Below are 24,163 nucleotides of genomic sequence, written 5' to 3' on the forward strand. Positions count from 1 at the left end.
CCCCTTATGAATTATGTGTATCCTTTGCACGAGCTAATTTAGGCCCGATGAGACGCTTATAAACTTCAACCCCTGGTTGGTCAAAGGCATCAACACCAGCAAAAATAGATTCAAAATAAACTGCCCAACAATGCATAAACATAATTTCCCCTAAATGGAATGAATTTAATGTTGGTACAGTTATCGTCATATTAAAACGATTATCGCTAGATAAGGCCTCTCTATTGGCATCTAAAGCAATATTCAAAATATCACAAATACCTACATTTCCAAGTGCTTGTAATCGTTCATATTGACTATGTGTATTAGGCACTACAAGATTATGCTTCCAATCCTTAACCTTAATAAATTGAACCACCTTATTAAGACGGCCCTCTTGATGCTCTTGTACTTGAGCATGCATATCCATAGTCCCTACTGCAGCAACCGGTGTACGACCATATGGTAAGCAAGTATTACTCATCTTCCCTAAAGATTCGGATAATAGTTGTACATACCAATCAGATAAGGAGTGAAGCGCTTCACCATAAGGCATAAACACCTCAATAATACGACCGTACCGTTCAGACGCAATATATTTTAGTAAAGCACTTAATAAAGCAGGATTTTTAAAAATATCCTCTTCTTGACAGGCCGCATCCATTGAAGCTGCACCTGCCAAGAAACCTTCAATATCAAATCCTACGAGAGCAGCTGTAACAAAACCTACTTCAGTAAATACAGAGAAACGACCACCGACACCATAAGGAATACTATAGGTCTTCCAATGATTCTCTATCGCCATAGAGCGTAAAACTGTAGGATGTTCATCATCAGACATATCGGTAACAGCTACCACTTCATAATTTATATTACGCTCTTGTAAAGCTTTTTCCAAAATCATGAAGTTAGCCATTGGCTCGATGGTAGAACCTGACTTAGATGTAATAACGAGCATCACCTTATAGTCTGATCCTTTTGTCTGAGCTTGGTACTCTAAAGTGCGAATAAGACCAGCTAAATAGTCACCATCTACATTAAAGCCTGCAAAATACATGCGTGGATATCCGTTTCGTTCTTCCGTACTAAGATTATTCCAAAACGCACCACATTGGACATCGAAAATAACCTTACTCCCCAAGTAAGAGCCACCAATGCCTACAGATACAACTGTGTCAATATTATGGCGAGCATAGTCCCGCAGTTCATAAAGTCGTTTCAACATTGCAGGTGTATTGATACCATCTTCTGAAATATAAGGAAGTTGGTAAAACAATACCGGTTCAGGCAAGCCATCCTTAGAAACATGTCCTTCTTCAAAGCCTGTAGAACGCAAAATATTTGTATGACGCCAAACATTTTGTATAGCACGCTCAAAGTTATTTACGTCTCGTTCTTGTATGCAACTTTCATTATATATGTTATCGTAATCTAACTCGAACCCCGATTGTAACCGCAACATCAAATATCTCCTTTACTGACATTTTATGTACAATATTCTACTCATTATATCATAAAACAATGAATAAAATATTAGTTTATGCAATCATTTTACCCACAAACCATAGCCAAAACCCACTGCATAAACAGACCATAACAATGCGATAGGAATAGCTAGTTTAAACTTAAGCTTTAAAGTCTTATGACGCAAAATAACCATACCTAATAGAGCACCAATGCCGCCAAAGGCAAATGCTAAAAATAATAATGTAAACTCTGAAATTCGATCATATCCCTTTATAGCACATAACTTATCATAGCCATACATACTAAATACAATTAGATTCCATACGCCTACAGTAACCCAAAATTGTGTATCACTCATGTCCCCAAACCTTATATTTATTACTTATGATGAGCCTTAAAATATTCTAATGTTTTTTGTAAGCCATCATCTAATGTTGTAGATGCTACAAATCCAAAATCGCGTTCCGCCTTTGCATTGCTTAACCGTGAATGTTTGATATCACCTATCCGTTCAGCCTCGTAATGAACCATAAAGTCGGCACCACTAATAGCTCTGAATCGCGTAATCAACTCATTTACAGATGTTCCCGTATTGGTAGAAACATTATAAATACCTGTGCAGTTATTATTTCCCATAGCATTAATATTAGCTTCTACCACATCTTCTACGTAAATAAAGTCTCTTGTTTGTTCCCCATCACCATATACGGTTAAAGGCTTACCTTCAACAATTAAGCGATTGAAAATACTTATAACGCCGCCTTCACCACCATCACCTTGACGTGGTCCATATACATTAGCATATCTAAAGCATACTGTATTTAATCCAAAAGCTTCACGATAAATACGCAAATACCCTTCTGCAGTAAGCTTGGTTAACCCATAGAAGGATGATGGCATACCACTAAGTTCTTCAGTCAATGGTAACACTGCTAAGTCCCCGTAAACAGCAGCTGAAGATGGCATTAAAAATTGTTCAACTTTCACCTTACGACAGGCATCAAGTACATTTATTAGCCCTAGTAAATTAACATCACAGTCATATCCCGGATTCTCCATTGAGGACTGCACCATAGTTTGAGCAGCCTCATGGAATACAATAGAGGGCTTAAACATTTCAAATACAGATAATAATTTTGGGTCCCGTACATCCATCTCAATAAATTGAGCGGACTCATGTACAAAAGAACGCATACCTGTAGATAGATTGTCTATAACGAGCACATTGTGCCCCAATCCAATTAATCGATCAACAAGATGAGAGCCAATAAATCCAGCCCCACCAGTAACACATATATTCATAGCACCCTCCTTTCTGAGAAATCTAAATTCCCGCACCTTTTTTGGCTAATACATCAGCCATTTCATTATATGTATCGCCCGTATGTGCTGCCACCTTGTGAAAGTATACGCGCACACGATTTTTTATAGAGTCATAAAATGCAGCATATTGTTGAGTTAGTGCATTATTGCGTTTCCATCTTTTGGTAGCCCACATTTCAATTCCCATATAATCATAATATAAGGAACATTCAGGAATACCATGATCAACAGCATATTTCATAACATACATCGCAGCTAATAGCTCGCCAGACACATTCCAAAAAGCCGTATATCGTTCATCAGTAGAGGGAAAGGAAAAAGTCTTTCTAGTCCCATTCAAGAAGATAACACCACCTGCGCCAACAGTATTAGTCCCTTTATTATAACTACCATCAATATAAGCAACTACATGATTTCGGTGAGAAAAATCTGGTTTTGCCTCACCTACGGATGCCTTATTTTGAATGCCAGAACTAACCTTTGTAGTTATCTTCTTCGTCCCTTGTAAAGATTTTGATTCACCCTTATGAGCGCTCATAAAATCACTTAAGGATAAACCAGAATCTTCTACAAAGGCACGAGCTTCTGCTTCCGTAGGAAAAGACTTGTAGATAGCCCCACCAAAGCCTTTTACCTGTTTCTCACAGTCAGCCCATGTGGTATATACACCTGGTACACGACCCTGACGAACTGCATAATACTTCTTTGCCATACGTACCTCTTAATGATCCATTGTAAGTGCTATAAATTCAGCATTAACAACAGATGCCAAATCTTTTGGATTTACCTTCATTTGCATCCCTCGAAGACCAGCACTTACATATACAAAGTCTTGAGGCTCCATAGTAGCATCAAAATATGCGGGAAATAATTTTTTCATTCCCACTGGAGAACATCCTCCTCGTAGATAGCCCGTAATACCTAGCAGGTCCTTGACATGAACAAGCTCTACAGACTTATTATGACTGACACGAGCAGCTTGTTTCATATCTAATTCAGCTGCAACAGGAATGCAAAATACTACATATCCTGTTTTGTCGCCCTTACCAACTAATGTTTTAAAAACTTGTTTTTCATCAAGTCCTAATGCTTCCACTACATGAAGACCAGCTGCCCGATCTTCAGACCACTCATATTCACTAATACTATAAGGAACCTTATGGGTGTCTAAAATACGTAATGCGTTTGTTTTTTTATGTTTCTCTTTACTCACTATATCCCACCTTATATATTAGCGTAACAAATAAATCTTATCAATATATAATAAATTTCTATATATCAATAGAATTAGCATTATTCTTATTTATTTACAATTTTATTAATATTTTTCAATTCAATGCGTAAAGTTCCATCATCATTAGTTTTAATTTCAATGAATTCACGATTTTTCATATATTCTACGGGAAATGAAATTTCGATTCCCGTGTCAGTTTTAATTTTGTGATGCTCACCGACCTTCGTAGCAAACTCACGGTTTACAGGTAATGGACGCATCATATCTGCATCAGCTAATTCCTTTTTAGCCGCCTCTTGTTGAATGGGGTTCGCCTTAAATACCTCTTCCACAATACGAACAGGATCCACTGTATCAGATACTTCAGCATTTTTAGCAATCATAGACTTTGCCGTCGTCAATTCAACAACACCGTCCGACTCGTGTGCTTGAGCTACCTTGTCTACAATGGCTTTTACCTTTTTCACCGTATCTCGAGAGGATTGATTAGTACCTAATTGTAACACCTTATCGGCTAAAATATAGGATACTTCACCATCAAATTCACCTTTCGGTTCAAAAATACGAACACTAAAATCAAGTAGATTAATAGATGCAAAAGCTCGTAATTTCTGTGATGGCATCGGCAACACAGCCTTATGAGAAACAAGTTCTGTGGCTAAGCTGCCATCATCTTCACTAAATAGTTGATGTGTAAAAGCATCATGAGCTTGGCACAAAAGAATACAGATATAAGATGCATCTGTAATAGCTTCACAGATAATCGTATCAATAACAACAGAATCCGTTGCTTGTTTCATATAGGTAAACAAGCTTTCACCTAAGTTCTTAGATAAATCTATAAACTTAAGATTTCCATTTTTATAATCAACTAATTGTTTACCAAATGGACTTGCATCATGCAAGGTACCTGTTCTAGCAGCTGGATCTTTGAACGCCTTAACTACATGATTGGCAATATAATCTTGTATAGCTTGATCTCCAACCTTTAATTCATGTTCAGAGTATACGGCTAAAGAGGACGTAAAGTCGAAAATCTCTAGTGCCGCCTTGTTAATCTGCATGACGCCTCCTTATAATAGCAAAAACGATTACCCTTTATTATACCACTCTTTTAGTTTTCGTTTATCAACTTTTGAGCATTCTGTAAGTGGTAACATAGGAATTTCTAGAACTGCTTTTGGCCATTCTACTGAAGGTCTTTCGTGATGAATAAGTTCTATAATTTTACTTAATTCAGTATTATCCTCTAATACCATATAAGCAATAAAGTCTTCCCCACGTATATCATCATTAATCGTAATAACAGCCACTTCAGAAACGCCCTGTAAGGATTGTAAATACAATTCCATTTCGGGAATAGAAATTTTATATCCCCCTTTATTGATGACATCACCTTGTCGTCCGTTAAACATAAGGTATCCATCTCTATCAATATAGCCACAATCATTTACAGTATAAGTATCGGGAATACCTTCAATATGATGCTTTGTAGTCACATAAATAACACCGTTCTGCTCTTCTATTTGGACAGATGGAAATGGTCTTCCCACAGTCCCTTCTCTATCTAACCACTCTTTACCTGTACAATATGTTATATAGTTAAGCTCAGTAGCACCATAATAAAGAATGAACTCCATGTTCGGACATATTTGCTCTAACTGTTCCATCAACTGTCGATCCAGTACTTGTGATCCTCCGATGATATAGTTAATAGAGTCTACTTTACTTTTGCAATGACGTACTAATAATCGTAATTTTGTTGGTAATGCATATATATGGTCCACATGATATTCTTCAATAAGCTGTATCCATCGATTTGGGCGCAACGAACTCGTTGTAATAACTGTTCCTCCAGACCATAGCACAGCGATAACCATATTACTAACACCAGTAAAACTAAAGCTTCCATGTAAGAATATTCTTGTATCTTTATTTATATGGAAAATATCGTTTTGGATATCAAAGAACTCGCTCCATGAGCTTTCACTACGCCACAAAGGTTTTGGACGCCCAGTAGTCCCAGAGGTAAGTACACCAAAGTCAGCTAAAGGTGCCACCCCTTTATATGCTATAATACGAGCCAATTCCTCAACATACTCTGTATCCATCTCGTTATGGCATACCATAGGAATATAACCGGTATACAATCCCGCCAGCCACTGTACAAGTTGTTCCACAAATGATTGACTCTGAATTAAAGCAACTATATGTTTCGGTGATTCTTTAGTTTGAGCAACATTTACTATACGACTAGCATCATTAATATCTATGGATAAAATAGCATCATACAAATCACCATATGTATACTTTTTATCATCTACAATTAGAGCAATCTTGTGAGGATCTAATTCTTTATATTGTCGTAAACGTTCAATAATTGTCATTTTACATTCGTTCCATAATTAAAGCAGTTCCTGTACCGCCTGCGCCGGCAATAGCACATAAACCGTATCGACCATTACAGGATTCTAAAGCAGCCATGCAATGAAGAGCTAAAATAGCCCCAGAGCAGCCATAAGGATGTCCATAGGCTAATGCACCACCAAGCATATTATATTTCCCCATATGATCAGGGTAGGACTTATCAAAGAGAGCATCAATGATGGCGAAGGCTTCATTCCATTCCACCACGTCCATATCATCCATGGTTAAATCTGTCCGTTTTAAAATAGCTTTAGTACTTTCAAGAGCACCTTCTGGACTAAACTGAGGATTTCCAGCCCAAGGCATGATACTATGAATTCTAAACGGCCCTTTTTCATTAGATATGTATACAAAAGCAGCACCATCATGAGTTAAACAAGCATTGCCAGCATTTGTAATAGAGTCCTTACCTAATAATGGTTTCATCCTATATAAAAGTTTTTCATTCATCTTTGGCCTAATACATTCATCTACACACTCTTTTCCATCTATAGAAAAAGGCATTATATAAGATTGCAAAAATGAATTATCTAAAGCCTTAGTAGCTCTCTGATGACTTCCTATAATATATGGATATAACTCTTCCTTAGTTATATTGTGCTTATGAATGGTTCTTTCTGCCCCTTCTAACATAGCTAAAGGAGACCGATCTTGAGGAGTAAATTGAGCCACCTTATATAAACCGTCTCGATCATCTCCAGTTGCATAAATTCGGTCTGGTTGTAATGAAGAGCTCTCAATGCCACCAGCAATAGCAGAATTCATCACGCCTGACGCAATATGTGTATAGGCCATCTCAATACTCATCAATGCTGATGCGCATTGCATATCAATTGTTACAGCAGGCGTCGATACTGATAAATTAGACATTAAACCCATTAATCGTCCAATATTTCCACCTGTACCAACTGCATTACCACAAAAAATACAATCTACAGAGTTAATTTCATGTCCTTTAATTAACTCATTAATCAATTGTGCACCCAATATCTCAGGTCTTGTATTTTTATATTGGCCGTTTAACACGCCTATAGGGCTTCTAAGCCCACCATGAATATATACTGACATATAAGCTCCTATAACAAAATGCACAAAAGAGGCACCCCAAGGAATGCCTCTTTTCATTATTACATGCTAAATTTTAATTTTAGTTGCTAGCCAGGATGCAACGAGACATTTTACGATATCCCCAGGAATAAATGGGAACATAACTACAGGCAACGCCGCCCAAAGTTCTGTTTTCGTAACAATCATAAAGCCTGCCACACCAAATAGGTATACTACAGGAATTGTAATTACAAGAGAGCGCCATGCATAAGAGAAAAAGCTCTTTTTAGGCCCTTTAAATACACTTAGTAAAGTATATGCTATTGGCCAAGAGAAGATAAATCCCCCTGTAGGTCCCAATAATTTACCAAGACCAGCCGTCCCCCCAACGAATACAGGTAAACCAACGGCTCCTAGCAGAACATACACGACAAATACTATAAAAGCATCCTTTGGTTGCAATAATAAGCCTGTTAATGTCGCCACCAAAGTCAATGCGGTTACCATTGCCGGACTAAATGGCAATGGAAATGAAATATATGCTGAAATACATAATAAGGCTGTCAATAAAGCCATTTTTGTTAAACGTCTTGCTTCCATAATTACCTCTAACTAATACATCTTTGTTTCAAAGATGTTGAATCTTCATTTTCACCAAAAAAAGTAGCAGAAAATGCCAATGTATCACCTACATAACCTTCTACATGAGCATCCTCAGGGACTTCCACTAAAGTCACCATATCCCCTGCAATGACAGGGGCATGAAAGTAAATCGCCATTTGCAGCGCAGATTTACTAATATTCCAATAATTCCACAATGTTTCAAGAATCATGCATCCCGGTACGACATAAGGATCCTCTCGATGAATTGGATTCGTATCATTAATATCATTTACGAATTGTACTATATCGTTCTTGGAAAACGATATAGCGCCACTAATTTCATCATGATGTACGGTAGTGCGAATGCTAAATTGTTTCGGCACCGGTCGTAAATCAACCATTAAAAAACCTGATTTATCCATAATACCAATTGTAGTAGTTTTAGCGATTTGATATAAAATACCACAGATAGATTGATCACTTCCTGAAGCATCATAATGCATATGCTTAATAACACTATGTCCTGGTAGATCTAAGTCATTATTACATAATGCTTTAAATAATGTTCTCATATAATCACAGTCCTTTATTTATTCAATAAATTGATTATAATCAACATCTTTTCATTCGTCAACAAAAGTCATTATCCATTTGTTAACAAATATAAAATAATATATCTATATTAGCTAAATGTACTACCAAAAGAAAAGAACCCATGATATATCATAGGTTCTTTCATAAGGTTAAATCTTATAGATTTGTTATTTAAGATCTAGCTCTTTTAAGTATGCCTTGAAGTTTTCACCTAATTCTTCATTGCGCAATGCATACTCAACAGTAGCTTTCAAGTAACCTAGTTTATCACCTGTATCGTAACGAATGCCTTCATAGGCCAATGCATAGGTGTCAGTTTTAGATGCTGCTAACGCATCAGTCAATTGAACCTCATTACCTACGCCTGGTTTTGTATTTTCCAAAATATTGAAAATATCTGGAGTTAAAATATAACGACCTAATACAGCAAGTGTAGACGGCGCATCTTCTTTTTTTGGTTTTTCCACCAAGTTATGAACGCGATATAAATTATCCGCTAATGCTTCACCAGATACGATACCATAAGAGCTGACTTTATCTTCCGGTACAAATTGAGCCCCTAGAATAATACCAGGATGTTCGTCATAACACTCAATTAACTGTTTTAAGCATGGATTTTCAGGATTATATACAATATCATCACCAAGCAATACAGCAAATGGTTCATCACCAATAAAAGCTTTTGCACATAGTACAGCATCGCCAAGACCACGTGGAGCTTTTTGACGAATAAAGTGAACCTTAATATCCGCTAAATCCTTAATCATAGCCAACTGTTTATTTTTACCTTGGCTTTGTAAAAGCAATTCTAGTTCAACACTGCTATCAAAATGATCTTCAATAGCACGTTTATTACGACCTGTAATGATTAGGATTTCTTCAATACCAGAATCTAGTGCTTCTTTCACAATATATTGGATAGCTGGTGTATCTACAATAGGAAGCATTTCCTTTGGTTGTGCTTTAGTAGCTGGTAAGAACCGTGTACCAAAGCCAGCTGCTGGAATAACGGCCTTTCTAATACGTTGCATAGTTATCTCCTAATTAAAAGTCTTTGCCCACAAATTTGATCTTCCATTGATCATTGTTGCTTCTATGAGCATCTCTATATGTCAAATACATATCAAAGGAATGCAAATCACGATGCCATGTATAGTACACAGAATCAATGTCACCACTCATCATATTTGTTTTCACACTGACAGAAACATCATCCAAGCGAGTTAATTTATAAGAACCACCATAAATAAGCTCCTTAGGAAGCTCTGTGGTATCGAATCGATATGGAGAGTTGTTATAAGAAATATTACGTTGATTATAACTAACCCATACATTAGCACGATTTCCCACTTTAGATTGGAAACGAGCGCCCCAATAAGGCATGCTACGAATCGTACCATTATAACCATAATAATCTCGTTGGTAACCACCTAAGAAACGTAAATCTGCATTTTTCCAAAGCTTAATTGGATCATGAGATACTTCTGTATAATACTCTTTATGAGAACCTTTTACAGAACCCTCTTTCCAATAGCCCGCGTTTACACCACCACGTACAGTAACAGGAGATTTACCAACATGATATGTATGAGTATCTAAACGAACTTCACCAATCTTTTCTACCCATACAGTTTCATCGTTATACTCATTAGATTCTTTACTGTAACCTATGGATGCAGTAGCCCAAGGCAAATAATGTCTATAGCCTACTTTTGGTTTAAATCCAGACTTTGAATACCAACGGTAATCAATATAGGCTTCACCATGCTTACCGATTGGATACTCTGTACTACCATGCAAACCAATGCCATCATCACTACTATATGTAGGTTTTGGAACCAAGGAAAAAATACTAAATTTACCCTCTTTATCATGACGAAGAGATGCTGTATAAGAAGGCAAAGATAAAACCTTGAAGTTTTTAATATAGAAGGATGGTTTTTTGATAACTACTTTATCGCCAGGATATACCTTGATATCTTGACCTTCTACACGATAGTCAGGTGTATGTTTAAAAGCCATCGCATGTTTTGTGGTAACCATGCCTTTTTCCATATGACCAGTTTCACCATCAAATGTAGCATTTTGCCCTTTTACATAGTAAGGGTCATTCCAACCAAAAGCTTGATCGGCTGTAAAATGGTGATCACTAGTACGATATGTCATATTTTGACCTGTAATATCCTTAGTTTTACCACCATTTTCTAAAAAGTGATATCCACCAACAGTACGATATTCTGTAGTTTTCGTATTACCTTCTATACGCGGAGACATCAAAGTTTGATTACCTTGAGTCACTACTACATCACCTTGTGCATATACATCACCAGTGGACCCTGTATAGGACATTTTATCTGCATCAATACGAGTCGGCAACTGTTCTGTAGGTTGATCAGACTTTGCCTTTTCACCACGACGTACAACACGGATATTACTATTGTCAGGTGTAGATGCTTTAGAGATTTCTCCAAGATAGGATTGATCAACGCTATCCAATTGATCTTGATATACCGTGGTTGACTCTGTAGCGGCCCATACTGGTTGTGCTAAACAGAAAACACATGCCGCTGCCAGCCATTGTACTTTACGTTTCCTCATGGTTACTAGAACTCCTCTTGCTTTAAGAATTTGTTAATTATTGATTACGCTTTACAACTACGATAGGTTGAGAAACATTTTCTACTTGCTCTTCTTGTTCTTCTACTGCTGCTGGTTCCTCTGTTGTTGTTTCATTTTCATCAACAGTGGATTCATTAGTATCTACAGTCTCTTCAGATTCATCTGCTGCATTCGGTACAGTTACAGCTTCAGCCAATTCATCATCACTATGAGCCAAACCGTCACCACCAATTACAAGACCTTGAATTGTTACAGAATCTTGAGGTTGTACATAAATTGTTGCACCAGCAGGGTACTCAATATTTTTCCCCTTAACAAAAGCGCCACCTACTAAACCTATCGGTCCAAGTAAAACAGCACCAGCTACGGATGCACCTGCAGCTTTTACTTCATTACGAGTTTTGTCTTTAGCTTCTTTACCTTGTACAGCAGTGAATTCTGTACCATCGATAGCAGGAATAGTATCGAATGTAATATCTAATGCACCATTACGACCAAAGGAACGGGCCTTTTTCAAAGAAGTAATTGTACCAGAACCTACTGTACCGGCAGGAACTAATAACACATTGCCATCCATAACATTTTCAGCTACTGTGAAAGCAACAGTGTCGCCTTCATGGCTAGTTTTTGAAGAAACTGCATCATTCAATGTAACTTTGAAAACTTGGTTCCCAGCTAATGTCCCCACTTGATTTGTGAGCGTTACATTGCTGCCATATACTTTTGTTTTTAAAGAAATGATACGTTTTTGTAAAGAGCCACTACCAATACGACCATTAACGCTACGTTCCATCTTTTCTACACGATCAACAAGAGAACCTGCATTAATGCTATTTTGATATGTATATTCAAGTGCGTCCATTTCTTCGCGCAAAGAAATATTTGTGCCGCTACCTTCTACGGAGTTATAAAGAGAATCGACACGTTTGCTCAATGTAGCAGAATTGCCATTGAAACCAGTACCATACACGGTTTCATCAAGTTGATTAATGCGGTCCACTACAGCACCATCTTGTACAGCGCCATATACAGTAGTTTCTAAAACATTTGTTTTTTCTGTAACTGTACCAGGAGCAGCAAACGCAGTGCCTGAAATCAAGGATGCCATTAAAAGTGTAAGTACTTGCTTCTTCATAAATTCCTCCACAACGTATCTAATGTATAACTGTTATACAACAGAATAAGCACGGGCCTAAGACCGTGCTTATTCCCTGAGTCTACTATTTTATATGCTCAGTGGCCATTAAATTTTCAAATCGATAATAGCAGATACACCTACGCCTTGAACACGAGATGCACCAACTGGGTTTGTGCTATCAACTGGTACTAAACCTTTTACACGAACCATACCGTTAAAGCTACCTTCAACTTGAGCAACCGCTTTAACTTGTTCAATGCTAGATGCTGGGCCAGTTACTTGAGCAGCACCAATATAACCTTTTGTACCAATACTGATAATAGGTACAACTTTAGTTGTATACTCTGTGCTTAAGTTATTTTGTTTCAATAATTTATTTAAGAAAGAGTCAATTTGAGGACCGAATTTATTGATAACAATACCGATGCCACCAATTTTAGCTGCACCACCAAGAATACTGCTAAGGCCGCCAGCTTGAGTAGTCAAGATGCCACCAAATGCAGTTGTAGTTAAACAAATCCCTAGAACAGCTGTAATAATCTTCTTTTTCATAATAAGCCTCCTATAGATACTTATATTTTAACAAATTCTATACATAGATTCTAGTGAAAGTATAAGAACTTACACATAAAGATACTAGCATTGTATAAAAGTCCGATGAACAATCAATGAATTTTACACAACTTAATTTAATGCTACTATCATAAAAGATTATTGTCAATATCTACTATTCTTCACACTCTATAAGTACAAAAATTCTTTTTATACATATAAAATCAGCTAAATATAAAATAATCTTAGTCTATATAATTAGCAGATACGAGGAACTTGATCTTCACCTAACAAATCGATTAAGCGAACACCACCAATAGCAGTTTGCAAACCAACCTTGCCAATATTCTTATCTAATGTTTTGCCAATTAGCACCGATTCTTTACCTTCTTCAAAGCTGTGAAGAATAGATAGAACTTCATCTGTAACGGATGGATCTACTACGAGTACAACCTTTCCTTCATTTGCTAAATATAACGGATCATATCCCAAAATATCACAAACAGATTGTACTTCGGCGTGAATTGGTATAGCCGCTTCTTCTACCTTAATACCCACTTGGCTTTGATCTGCAATTTCTTTTAAAACAGTCCCTAAGCCACCCCGTGTAGGATCTCGCAATAGAGCCACTTGAGGTCCCACTTTATCAAGTACAGCATGAACCATGTTATTTAAAGGAGCACAGTCAGTTTTTAACGCATCAGATAGATCCAATCCAAATCGTTGTCCCATAACAGCAATAGAATGATCGCCAATAGCACCAGATAAGATAACATCCATTCCCGCTTTCACACGATGCGGACCAATATCAATCCCCTCCGGAATCATGCCAATCCCCGCTGTATTTATGTAGATTTTATCTACCTCGCCCTTTTTAACAACCTTAGTGTCTCCTGTAACAATTTGTACATTTGCAGCTTTAGCCATATCCGACATAGTATGAAGAATTTCATCTAGCTCATCAAAAGCCAATCCTTCTTCTAAGATAAGTCCACAACTCAAATATTGTGGAATAGCACCATTCATGGCTAAATCATTCACAGTACCACAGACAGCTAATTTACCAATATTACCGCCAGGGAAAAACGTTGGTTGTACTACATAGGAATCTGTAGAAAACGCCATACGTCCTGCTGTAACGGGAAATTGAGCACCATCATGTAAAGGAGCCAATAAATCATTTGTAAAGTATTTCAAAATAAAACGCTCGGTCAACTCATGACTATATCGACCACCGTTTCCATGGACTAAGCGAACTCGCTCCATATTAATCCTCCCACGTCGATCCACCACTGGAATAACCATATTTATACCATGCAGCACAACTACCTTCTACAGATACCATGCAGGCACCAACTGGATGGTCAGCAGTACAACTTTTACCAAACAATGGACATTCACTCGGTTTAATAAGACCTTGCAATACACGGCCACATTGACAACCCTTCGGATCAAGAGAAGGTCGTTCAAGATGGATAGGTAATGCACGTTCTACATCATAGGCTGCATATTCGTCCTTTAATCTTAAACCAGAATTTGGAATGACACCTATACCACGCCACGCATCATCACATACATCATATACCTCTTTGATCATCGCTTGCGCTACGGGATTACCCTTCTGCATAACTACAGAATGATATGTATTGCCTACTATAAAATTACTAGTTTTTCGTTGCTCTAAAATATTTGCTATAGCAGATAAAATTTCAATTCCATCAAAACCAGCAATACATGATGGTATGTGATACTCTTCAGGTAAGAATTGATATGGTTCTTCTCCGATAATAACACTCACATGACCCGGCAAAATAAAACCATCAATATGACCTTCTTGTTTATCTAATAAAGCTCGCAATGCAGGAGGCACTAATTTATGAGATACAAGGAAGAAAACGTTCTTCAAGCCTGCTGCATGAACTGCTTTTACAGTTGCACAAATAACGGCAATAGTCGTTTCAAAACCTATGGCTAAAAATACGATTTTCTTTTCTGGATATTTCTTACTAAGTTCTACTACCTCTAAAGGCGTATAAATTACATGGATATGCGCACCCTTTGTTTGAGCTTCACTAAGACTACTATAACTACCTGGCACCTTTAACATATCCCCAAAGGTTGCAATAATAACATCATCACGTTCAGCATAAGCCAAAGCCTTATCCATATACGTTTGATCCGTTACACATACAGGACATCCTGGTCCACTAACAAGTTCAATGCCACTTGGCAATAACTGACGAAGACCTTCACGGAAAATCGATACAGTATGTGTACCACAAACCTCCATAAGTCTCACGGTTTCCCCTGGCTTATGAAGAGTATTGATACGTTTTAATAACGCATCAGCACTGTTATGCTTTTCCTGCAAAGTAAGCTTCTTCAAGTTCTTCTAGCTCCTTAAAGGCCTCTAATGTTTTTTGTGCCTCTTCTTCATCAACAATTTGTACAGCAAAACCTGCATGGACTAACAACCAGTCCCCTACCTTTGCTTCTGGTACGAGGAGTAAGCTGCAGTCACGGGTAGCACCTGTTAATTCTACAGTGCCAATAACATCATTCACAGCTATTAACTGTGCTGGTACAGCTAAGCACATATTATCTCCTTATATATTACTTTAATAACAAATTCTATAAGTTTACTTTTATGTAAGTAAACTCATTATATATAAATATTTCTAATATTATTGTATCACAATTATAGTATTCATTAAGTGATACTAGCTACATGAGTATATAACTATTTCTGATTACCAATCCATAATTGGCCGAGTGCTAAGCCCCCATCATTGGAAGGAACAGCCTCATTCATATATAAATTGCCTACATGCCAAGCGCGATATATTGACTCTACTAATTTGCGATTTTGAAATACACCGCCTGATATGGCCGCATCACTAATATTATATCGCTCCATTAAATCGGCTGAAGTTTCACATAATGCAATGGCAACGGTTTTATGGAATGATGCTGAAAGATGAGCTTTAGATTCACCTTTAACGACACCATCCATAATAGATTGAACAGTTGGAGTAAAATCAAGAATTCGACCGTCATAGTTATAATCAAGCAATATGCCTTTTTCATCACCACATAAAGATTCTAATGCAATAGCAATTTGCGCATCATAGGTATGAATCATGCCTAGGCCTAAAAGAGAACCTGCTGCATCAAATAAACGTCCACAGCTCGTTGCTTGAATCATAGGCATTGTAGATTGTAATGCTTTATCTAATATTTCCCAACCTTTAGGTAGCCTGTTCATCCAATCTTGGTAAATAGGTGGAATATCATTACCATAATAATTTCTGATATACCATAAGGCTTGACGCCATGGCTCAGAAACCGCTTTTTCTCCACCTGGTAACGGCGCTTCATGGATATGAGCTAATCGCTGATATTCGTTGCCTTTACAAAGGAGAAATTCACCGCCCCATACGCTTCCATCTGGACCATATCCAGTACCATCCATGGCAATACCTAGTACAGGGCCTTCAAGATTGTGTTCTGCCATGACTGATGCAATATGAGCATGATGATGTTGGACAGGTATAACAGAAATCTGTGAACTTTTACCAATACGTTCCCCTAAGTGAGAAGAGAAAAATTGAGGATGACTATCTACCATAATTTTCTCTGGTTGTATAGAAAATAATTTCTCATATCGGTCAATAGTCCACTCCAAAGTTGCATGAGTGGATGCATTCTGTAGATCACCAATATGTGGTCCTACAAGAACTTCAGAACCTTTATTCATAGCGAAAGCATTTTTTAAATCACTCCCCATGGCTAATATCGAAGTTTGCCCTGAAATTTCACAATGAATAGGTTCTGGTACATAGCCACGACTACGACGAATAAATCGAGGTTTCTTATGAATAACAGTTACAACAGAATCATCGAGAGGTGCATAAATTTTCCGATTGTGGACCAAAAAATAATCCGCCACTGCCCCTAACTCTTCAAATGCTTGATTATCATCATATAAAACGGGATCACCGCTACGATTGCCGCTCGTCATGACCCACGCCGCATCTGATGGTAATAGTACCTCATGCATCGGTGTATATGGTAACATTACGCCAAGCATATGATTATCTGGCGCTACATGGGTACTCAAATGGACTAAGCTATCGTGATTTCTTTCTAATAATACGATAGGACGTTCCATTCCAGTCAAAATATCTAGTTCTACATCACTAAGATGGACTAGCTCGATTGCCGTATCTAGAGACCCTACCATAATTGCTAGTGGTTTATGTGGTCTGTTTTTACGCTTACGTAAGCGTTGGACCGCTACATCATTTCGAGCATCACAAACTAAATGATAGCCGCCAATCCCCTTTATAGCGATAATACTACCTTCGTTAATTAATTCACGAGTTGTATTCCATACATTTACTGTATCTACAACCGTACGATTAGGTTTATATAGAGTATAATGCGGCCCACAAAGAGAACACACATTAGGTTCAGCACGATAACGGCGCCCCTCTATATCCTCATATTCAGCCTTACAAGCTTCACACATAGGAAACTCATCCATCGTCGTTCGCTCACGATCATAAGGTAGAGATTTAATAATCGTATACCGAGGGCCACAATTTGTGCAATTAATAAAAGGATATTCTTTCCTACGCTTGTCCCGTTCTAGTTCTTTAAGACAGTCATCACATGGCGCTGTATCAGCACTAATAAACGTACTAACCTCTTCGCCTAATGGAGAGGTCTTCACAGAGAACTCAACTTCATTATTTTGTATAGTAAGATGTTGTACCCTTTGACTTGTAATGCGGCACAATCGAGGTTGGTCATCTTGAATCGCATCTAAAAACAACTGCAAATCACTAGTACAACCTTGTATCTCGACGTAAACACCTTGACTATCATTATATACAAAACCTGTTAAACCTAGGGAATGTGCCCACATAGAAACAAGGGGCCGGAATCCGACCCCTTGAACTATACCGGTATAACGAATTCCCCAGCGTTCTATAGTTTGATTACTATTTTGTTTCATATAAACTCCTACTATAGACGGAGAATTAATGGCTATTAACCTAATGCTACAGGAATACTGCCATCAATGCCAGCTTGTTCTAGCTCGGCTTGAATCATAATAGCGCATTCAATACGTTTCTTTTGTAAGCGGCAGCCAAATTCATAAGGTGTTTCTAAATCGCCACCTAATGTAATGTTGTTAGCATGACAGCCACCAGAACAGAAGAATTTCGCCCAACATTCAGCACAAGTTGGTTTAGAGAATACATGTGTATTACGGAAATCTTTAGGAATTTCTGTATTTTGTAAACCATCATACACATTGCCAAGCACATATCCATCTTTACCTACGAATTGATGACATGGGTAAATATCGCCATTTGGTACGACTGCCATATATTCATGACCTGCCCCACAACCACGAAGGCGTTTAGCCATACATGGACCGCGATACAAATCCATACGGAAGTGGAAGAAGTTAAACTTCTCGCCCCAACCATCTAATTGACGTTGTAAATAAATATCTGCTAATTTTTCATATTCTTTTTCCAATACAGGCCAATCCTCTTCGCGAAGAACATAGTCCCCCTCTTCACCTACTACAGGCTCCATGGATAAATGTTCGAAGCCAAGATCAGACATAGCCATAACGTCTTTTGTAAAGTCTAAGTTTTTATGTGTATACGTACCACGTACGTAGTATTCAAGACCATGGCGTTGTTTTACCGCATTGATAAGGTTTTTAGCAATATATTTATAAGATTCCGCACCACTACCAGCTACAGGACGCATCGCATTATGTACAGATTCACGACCATCCAAAGATAATACAAGGCTCATCTTATGTTCGTTTACATAGTCGATTTTATCTTGTGTTAACAGCATGCCATTTGTAGTCAATGTAAGCTTGAAAATCTTATTGTGCTTTTCTTGAATGGATTCAATATATTCAACTGTTTGTTTAACAACATCCCAGTTCAATAAAGGTTCTCCACCAAAGAAGTCTATTTCACAATGTTGACGAGGGCCGCTCATTTTAATGAGGAAGTCCACTGCACGCTTCGCCACATCAAAACTCATTAATTCACGTTTTACACCGCCGTAATCACCTTGGCTGGCAAAACAGTATTTACATGCTAAATTACAATCATGAGCAATATTTAAGCATAATGCCTTAACAATAGGTTTTTCACCTACTACAAGTTTAAACTCTGTACTCATCGGAGCAAACAATTGCTCTGCTTTAATGAGCTCATCTAACTCATCCATAATCTCATCAAGTTCTACGGCATCTTCCTTAGCATCTAATGCAGCATGTACTGCATCGCGATTAGTGCCATCATATATGTCAAGAACTCTATCAATGAGTTCGTCGATAACGTGAATAATACCACTATTAACATCTAAGCAGTAATAGTTATCCTTCATCCGAAACTTATGGATCATTGGTTTTAATTCTAACATGGTACCTCCAATTAATATGTATGGTAAAAGTTCTACTATATAGAACTTTCTAGATAATTGTACCACATTTCCATGCTAAACGTTATGAAAAGAGTCATAAAGATATACCATACAAAGTATGTATTATACACATAAATAAAAAAGGCCCGCTAAGCGAGCCTCTTTATTATTTTTGTTTGCAAACTTGGTTACCAACTGTGCAGCTTGTTTTGCAAGCAGATTGGCAAGATGTTTGACATTCCCCACAACCGCCAGTTTTAGCAGTTTTTTGCAAGGATTCAGTGTTGATAGTACGAATACGTTTAGCCATGGTTATCCTCCTCAATACTTATCGAATGATATTTATTTTATCATATTTATGAAAAGCCTGTAAAATACTATTTAGTTATGTTTTCTTCTACAGATTTGATTTTATTAACTTCTGTAGTTTTATTTTCATCCGCTCCTACTGTTGTTGCAGCGCTTGTAACAGCATCAGTTTTTTCTTTCTTAGGAGTATCCTTACGCAATACCTTACGTAATGCCAATGCAACTGGTGTCACGATAACAGCAGCAAACACTGCTTCTGGAATACCATGTGTAACAGATAAGAATACAATAGAACCTAATACTTGATCTGGGCTAAGATTCATTTTAACAGCAAACATATCTGCGTAAAGCAAGAAGATAAGTCCCATAACCATAATTGTATGGAATACAGTACCCATAAATGCAGATACAAGAATGCGTGGACCTTGAGGTGCTTTCCACAATAATAAGTATACTAAATATGCTAATACAGGGAAAAGTATACGTGGTAACACAGAAATGATTGGATTAATAAATAGTGGAGATAAAATATTAGGTGCTGTAATATTTTGCCACAAGCTATAGCAACCAAAGATGAAGCCTACAAAAGCACCCACTTTAGGTCCCTCTACGATAGCACCAATAAGTGTGGGTACATGCAACGTAGTTACATTAAGAGGGCCTAATGGAATAATACCATAGCCAGATACACCTAATGCAATAGTAATCCCCGCTAATAGACCAATAATTGTTAATTCGCGAATCGTAATGCCACTCTTCTTCTTTTTTGGCTCTTTACGTTCAACTTGCTTCAGTTTTTCATTGTCTTGGATTGATACAGTTGAGTTATCATCCACTGGACGTTCATTGTTGTTCATAGATCCTCCTTCGTTCTCATTCCTTACGGATATAAGTCGAAACTAGAAATTAAATACGTTCACGGCGTCGTGAAATAATACCACGCTCTACCAATGCACCTATAATCACTGCTACACCTGTCACACCAGCTTCTAACAAAGTTGGGGTAACAAACACTAGTGGATTACCTTGATACGTTGGAAAAACGGTGGGAACTAAAGATAAAACAAACTCTGGAATATAACCACCATATAAAATATGGGCATTCATAGCGAGCCATAAACCAGCAGTTAAAACAATACGAAATAATCGTATACCTTTATAGGCTAATTCTCTTGGGTATAAATAGAATACGAATACCAATAAGGATATAAGTAATGACACCAATTCTGCAAAGAGTATATTTACATTCATAGATGACGCATACATGAAATAAACCATTGGATCTTGTAGATCAATATAGAGGAGTGAACCAATATATAAGAATGGAATTGGAATAGTATATCCAATTATATCGAGTGCTTCATCTACCATTCCCCATCGATGATTTCGATTGAAAAACTTAGTAGCTAGCAACCCACAAAGTTCAATAAGTACTTGAACTATAAAATACACCACGAAAAGAAGCAACGCTGTTACAATTCTACTATCTGCAGTAAAGCTAAAGGGCGTATGAAGAAATGAAAATACTGTCCACCAAGCCCAACTATACGTATGATATCCCATACTCAATGGTAAATCGTCATTAAATTTAGCATTCTTAAGTCTTCGTACCATAAGAGGTATTACGAGGGACAACACGGGGAATACTAAGATTGGTAAAGCTAGCGCTCCACTCAAAGAAAGAACTGTTGTTACAGCACTTACAAATAATGCACAGACAACGGTGAATAACCAGAAATTCTTATTCATTACGGCCTCCTACTAAACGAGTAAGACCATATGCCAAAAGCAAGCTAATAGTAACACCAATATACATAGCTACTAAAAAAGCTACATCTCGGCCAGCTGTAGGCCAGCTCCATAGCATCGATAAATCTACACCGAGAAAAATACCTTTATAGCTAATGCCGTGGATTATAATCCAACTTACAACATAAGCAATACGGCTAATCGATTTTCCATCTCCAAAGGTACTACTTTTAAACGATAAATATGCCCAAGGCATTATTAGTGATAAAAGTAAATACCATACAAGTGCTACGGTAGCACTTGATCCATTATGAATCATATATGCAATAATAGGAATTACTACGATAAATAGATTCAAATAAACGGATCTTTTACAAATATCCATTAATGTGTTCATATAGATCTCCTATGATATGTAATCTCTTTGTATTTTACAATAATCATAGATAAATGTCATCAAAAAAGAAAAACCTCCATACAGGTAAATGAATACCTTATATAGAGGTTCTTAATTAAGCTACTACAGAGTCAGCTGTTACATCAATTGTAGGAACAGTTTCCTTTTGTTCTTCTTTCTTCAACAATGGAGTCATGCTTTCTAAGCCGATACCCAATGTGAATAGATTATGCAACCATGCTGTTTGGCTTGGCGGCATAATACCGAGTACGCCACCACCTACAAGAGCACCGTTGAAACCAACGATACCATTGTAATTTGCTTTGATGCGTTTCATCAATGCCATAGAAATGCGGCGTAAATCTACAAGAGCTTGTAGATGGTCGGAAGAAATAGTAACATTTGCAATTTTTTGAGCAATTGGAGCGCCTTCATTCATAGCGATACCAACATGTGCTTCAGAAATTGCTGGGGAATCGTTAATACCATCCCCTACCATCATAACAGTATAGCCTTCAGCTTTTGCTTGTTTTACATAAGCCGCTTTATCTTCTGGCAATACTTCAGCATGCAATTCATCGATGCCGAGTTCGTCAGCTACACGTTGTGCATTACGTTTGGAGTCGCCAGTCATCATGACAACCTTTTTAATACCCAAAGTGTGTAAATCAGCTATAACTTGTTTTGCTTCCTCACGAACAGGGTCTTTAATACAAATAACCGCTGCTAGTGTACCTCCAATAGCGAGGTAAATATGGGAAGATGAATTTGGTAAATTATTGAACTTTTCTTGTTCATCTGCAGGAATTTTTGTCTTTTCATCATCAAAGATGTAGTGAGCACTACCAATGCGTACACGGTAGCGACCGACTTTAGATGCAATACCATGAGCTACAACGTATTCTACGTCGGAGTGCATTTCCTTGTGAGGCAAGTCATGATCCTTAGCAGCGCGTACAATTGCTTTTGCCATGGAGTGAGGGAAATGTTCCTCAATACATGCAGCTAATTTCAACATTTCATCTGCATCATGACCGTTGAACGGGATGATTTGTTCAAACTCAGGTTCTGCTTTTGTAAGAGTACCAGTTTTATCGAACACAATCATATCTGCTTGTGCAATTTGTTCTAAGAACTTACCACCTTTAACAGTGATACCGCGTTTAGATGCTTCTTGCATAGCGGAAAGTACTGCTAATGGAATGGATAATTTTAGAGCACAAGAGAAGTCAACCATTACGAAAGACAATGCTTTCATTACATTACGAGTCAACAAGTATGTTAAACCAGCACCAATAAAGCTTATTGGAACTAATTTATCAGCCATGCGGTATGCTTGTTGTTCCATACCGGATTTCATTTGTTCAGACTCTTCAATGAGGTTAACGATTTTTTCGTAACGAGATGTTTTGGATGTGCTACGTACTTCTACAATAGCTTTACCGTCTTCAACAACAGTACCTGCATATACAGAACTGTCTTGATCGCGACGAACCGCTTCTGGTTCACCAGTCATGGAGCTTTCATTAACAAGAACAACACCATCGATAACGACGCCATCCAATGGAATCACTTCGCCTTGGCGAATAATGATTTTATCACCTGCCACAACTTCGTTAACTGGCTTGCTCACTTCAATGTCATCAACTAAAACCCATACTTTATCTACGTTCAAGGACATGCTTTGAGCGAGATTTAATACGGATTTACGGTGAGTCCATTCTTCTAAGATATCACCAATACCTAATAGGTACATAACAGCGCCAGCTGTAGGGTAATCCTTTTGAAGTAATGCAGCACCAATAGCTACACCATCAAGTACTTCGACAGTTAACTTACGTTGCCACAATGTTTTAATCGCTTTACCGATAAATTTAATACCGTCAAACCAAGCCCATGCAGCTGCAATCGGTGCAGGAAGCACTGCTTTTTTACCTAAGTAAAGTGCAGTACGGTTGATCATCATTTCACGGTATTTTTTATTTACCAAGCGAGGAGAATATTCGTTTAAAGCAGGAGCTTCAGACAAATCTAAATCGCGTAGAGCTAACACTGCATCACGCACAGAATCAGAATCGCCATTATGTTTAATGGCGATTTGACTGCTACGAGTGTAGAAGGTTACATCTACAATTGCATCATTAAGGAGTAATGTATCCTCTACATAAGCTGCTTCAGCCTCTGTAAAGCGATGACCAGTTACCTTAACATGCAAGCGATTTCTGAGTTTTCGTACAACAGAAAATTGTAACATATCTGC

24 protein-coding genes are annotated in these 24,163 nt (G+C 37.6%); all 24 read right to left on the reverse strand.

The features are described 5' to 3' along the window. Positions 1-4: 4 nt before the first annotated feature. The 24 genes from VEIT17_RS05855 to VEIT17_RS05970 all read right to left on the reverse strand — a co-directional run bounded on the left by VEIT17_RS05855 (position 5) and on the right by VEIT17_RS05970 (position 24,157). Complete coding sequence (locus VEIT17_RS05855) at positions 5-1,441, reverse strand: phosphoglucose isomerase-related protein (protein WP_178885225.1); 1,437 nt, start codon at positions 1,439-1,441, stop codon at positions 5-7. 84 nt (positions 1,442-1,525) lie between these two features. Continuing rightward, positions 1,526-1,804, reverse strand: a complete 279-nt coding sequence (locus VEIT17_RS05860) for a DUF1294 domain-containing protein (RefSeq protein WP_178885227.1) — start codon at positions 1,802-1,804, stop codon at positions 1,526-1,528. Between the two features lie 20 nt (positions 1,805-1,824). Beyond that, positions 1,825-2,748 (reverse strand): NAD-dependent epimerase/dehydratase family protein, encoded by a 924-nt coding sequence (locus tag VEIT17_RS05865; RefSeq protein ID WP_178885229.1) that lies wholly within the window; start codon positions 2,746-2,748, stop codon positions 1,825-1,827. Positions 2,749-2,770: 22 nt separating this feature from the next. After that, positions 2,771-3,481 (reverse strand): ribonuclease H1 domain-containing protein, encoded by a 711-nt coding sequence (locus VEIT17_RS05870; RefSeq protein WP_178885231.1) that lies wholly within the window; start codon positions 3,479-3,481, stop codon positions 2,771-2,773. Positions 3,482-3,490: 9 nt separating this feature from the next. Then, entirely contained in the window at positions 3,491-3,982 is a 492-nt protein-coding gene (gene ybaK / locus VEIT17_RS05875) for a Cys-tRNA(Pro) deacylase (protein ID WP_178885233.1), read from the reverse strand. Positions 3,983-4,068: 86 nt separating this feature from the next. Next, the gene (locus tag VEIT17_RS05880; RefSeq protein ID WP_178885235.1) at positions 4,069-5,067 is read right to left on the reverse strand and encodes a nucleoid-associated protein; all 999 of its coding nucleotides are present in this window, start codon (positions 5,065-5,067) and stop codon (positions 4,069-4,071) included. 27 nt (positions 5,068-5,094) lie between these two features. Next, complete coding sequence (locus VEIT17_RS05885) at positions 5,095-6,390, reverse strand: AMP-binding protein (protein WP_178885236.1); 1,296 nt, start codon at positions 6,388-6,390, stop codon at positions 5,095-5,097. A gap of 1 nt (position 6,391) precedes the next feature. Then, positions 6,392-7,498: a thiolase family protein gene (locus VEIT17_RS05890; protein WP_178885239.1), complete on the reverse strand. Its 1,107-nt coding sequence runs from the start codon at positions 7,496-7,498 to the stop codon at positions 6,392-6,394. Positions 7,499-7,564: 66 nt separating this feature from the next. Beyond that, positions 7,565-8,077, reverse strand: coding sequence for a biotin transporter BioY (locus VEIT17_RS05895; RefSeq protein ID WP_105094437.1), 513 nt, complete (start codon positions 8,075-8,077; stop codon positions 7,565-7,567). Between the two features lie 8 nt (positions 8,078-8,085). After that, positions 8,086-8,652 carry a hypothetical protein gene (locus VEIT17_RS05900; RefSeq protein ID WP_178885241.1) on the reverse strand — a complete coding sequence of 189 codons (567 nt, stop codon included), beginning with the start codon at positions 8,650-8,652 and terminating at the stop codon, positions 8,086-8,088. Between the two features lie 189 nt (positions 8,653-8,841). Next, positions 8,842-9,705: a UTP--glucose-1-phosphate uridylyltransferase GalU gene (gene galU / locus VEIT17_RS05905; RefSeq protein WP_155086914.1), complete on the reverse strand. Its 864-nt coding sequence runs from the start codon at positions 9,703-9,705 to the stop codon at positions 8,842-8,844. Between the two features lie 13 nt (positions 9,706-9,718). Further along, positions 9,719-11,272, reverse strand: a complete 1,554-nt coding sequence (locus tag VEIT17_RS05910; protein WP_178885243.1) for an LptA/OstA family protein — start codon at positions 11,270-11,272, stop codon at positions 9,719-9,721. Between the two features lie 37 nt (positions 11,273-11,309). Next, positions 11,310-12,428, reverse strand: coding sequence for a hypothetical protein (locus VEIT17_RS05915; protein ID WP_178885245.1), 1,119 nt, complete (start codon positions 12,426-12,428; stop codon positions 11,310-11,312). Between the two features lie 108 nt (positions 12,429-12,536). Next, positions 12,537-12,983 (reverse strand): hypothetical protein, encoded by a 447-nt coding sequence (locus VEIT17_RS05920; protein ID WP_005387067.1) that lies wholly within the window; start codon positions 12,981-12,983, stop codon positions 12,537-12,539. A gap of 258 nt (positions 12,984-13,241) precedes the next feature. Beyond that, the gene (hypE, locus tag VEIT17_RS05925) at positions 13,242-14,249 is read right to left on the reverse strand and encodes a hydrogenase expression/formation protein HypE (RefSeq protein ID WP_178885246.1); all 1,008 of its coding nucleotides are present in this window, start codon (positions 14,247-14,249) and stop codon (positions 13,242-13,244) included. A 1-nt stretch (position 14,250) separates the two neighbouring features. Next, a complete protein-coding gene (gene hypD, locus VEIT17_RS05930; RefSeq protein ID WP_178885248.1) occupies positions 14,251-15,369 on the reverse strand; it encodes a hydrogenase formation protein HypD in 1,119 nt (372 codons plus the stop codon). Next, the gene (locus VEIT17_RS05935) at positions 15,338-15,580 is read right to left on the reverse strand and encodes a HypC/HybG/HupF family hydrogenase formation chaperone (protein ID WP_156719259.1); all 243 of its coding nucleotides are present in this window, start codon (positions 15,578-15,580) and stop codon (positions 15,338-15,340) included. The genes hypD and VEIT17_RS05935 overlap by 32 nt, the downstream gene beginning before the upstream one ends. 143 nt (positions 15,581-15,723) lie before the next feature. Beyond that, positions 15,724-18,003, reverse strand: a complete 2,280-nt coding sequence (gene hypF / locus VEIT17_RS05940) for a carbamoyltransferase HypF (protein WP_178885250.1) — start codon at positions 18,001-18,003, stop codon at positions 15,724-15,726. A 35-nt stretch (positions 18,004-18,038) separates the two neighbouring features. Beyond that, entirely contained in the window at positions 18,039-19,448 is a 1,410-nt protein-coding gene (gene scfB / locus VEIT17_RS05945) for a thioether cross-link-forming SCIFF peptide maturase (RefSeq protein WP_039969275.1), read from the reverse strand. Between the two features lie 166 nt (positions 19,449-19,614). Next, complete coding sequence (scfA, locus tag VEIT17_RS05950) at positions 19,615-19,758, reverse strand: six-cysteine ranthipeptide SCIFF (protein WP_004693318.1); 144 nt, start codon at positions 19,756-19,758, stop codon at positions 19,615-19,617. Positions 19,759-19,825: 67 nt separating this feature from the next. Further along, positions 19,826-20,614, reverse strand: a complete 789-nt coding sequence (locus VEIT17_RS05955; protein ID WP_178885252.1) for an ECF transporter S component — start codon at positions 20,612-20,614, stop codon at positions 19,826-19,828. 49 nt (positions 20,615-20,663) lie between these two features. Further along, positions 20,664-21,506 (reverse strand): hypothetical protein, encoded by an 843-nt coding sequence (locus VEIT17_RS05960; protein WP_119208339.1) that lies wholly within the window; start codon positions 21,504-21,506, stop codon positions 20,664-20,666. Continuing rightward, complete coding sequence (locus VEIT17_RS05965; RefSeq protein WP_060924801.1) at positions 21,499-21,903, reverse strand: hypothetical protein; 405 nt, start codon at positions 21,901-21,903, stop codon at positions 21,499-21,501. The genes VEIT17_RS05960 and VEIT17_RS05965 overlap by 8 nt, the downstream gene beginning before the upstream one ends. A 115-nt stretch (positions 21,904-22,018) precedes the next feature. Next, positions 22,019-24,157, reverse strand: a complete 2,139-nt coding sequence (locus tag VEIT17_RS05970; protein ID WP_178885254.1) for a heavy metal translocating P-type ATPase — start codon at positions 24,155-24,157, stop codon at positions 22,019-22,021. Positions 24,158-24,163 lie beyond the last annotated feature (6 nt).

It is taken from the genome of Veillonella nakazawae (assembly GCF_013393365.1).
Taxonomy (GTDB): Bacteria; Bacillota; Negativicutes; order Veillonellales; family Veillonellaceae; genus Veillonella; species Veillonella nakazawae.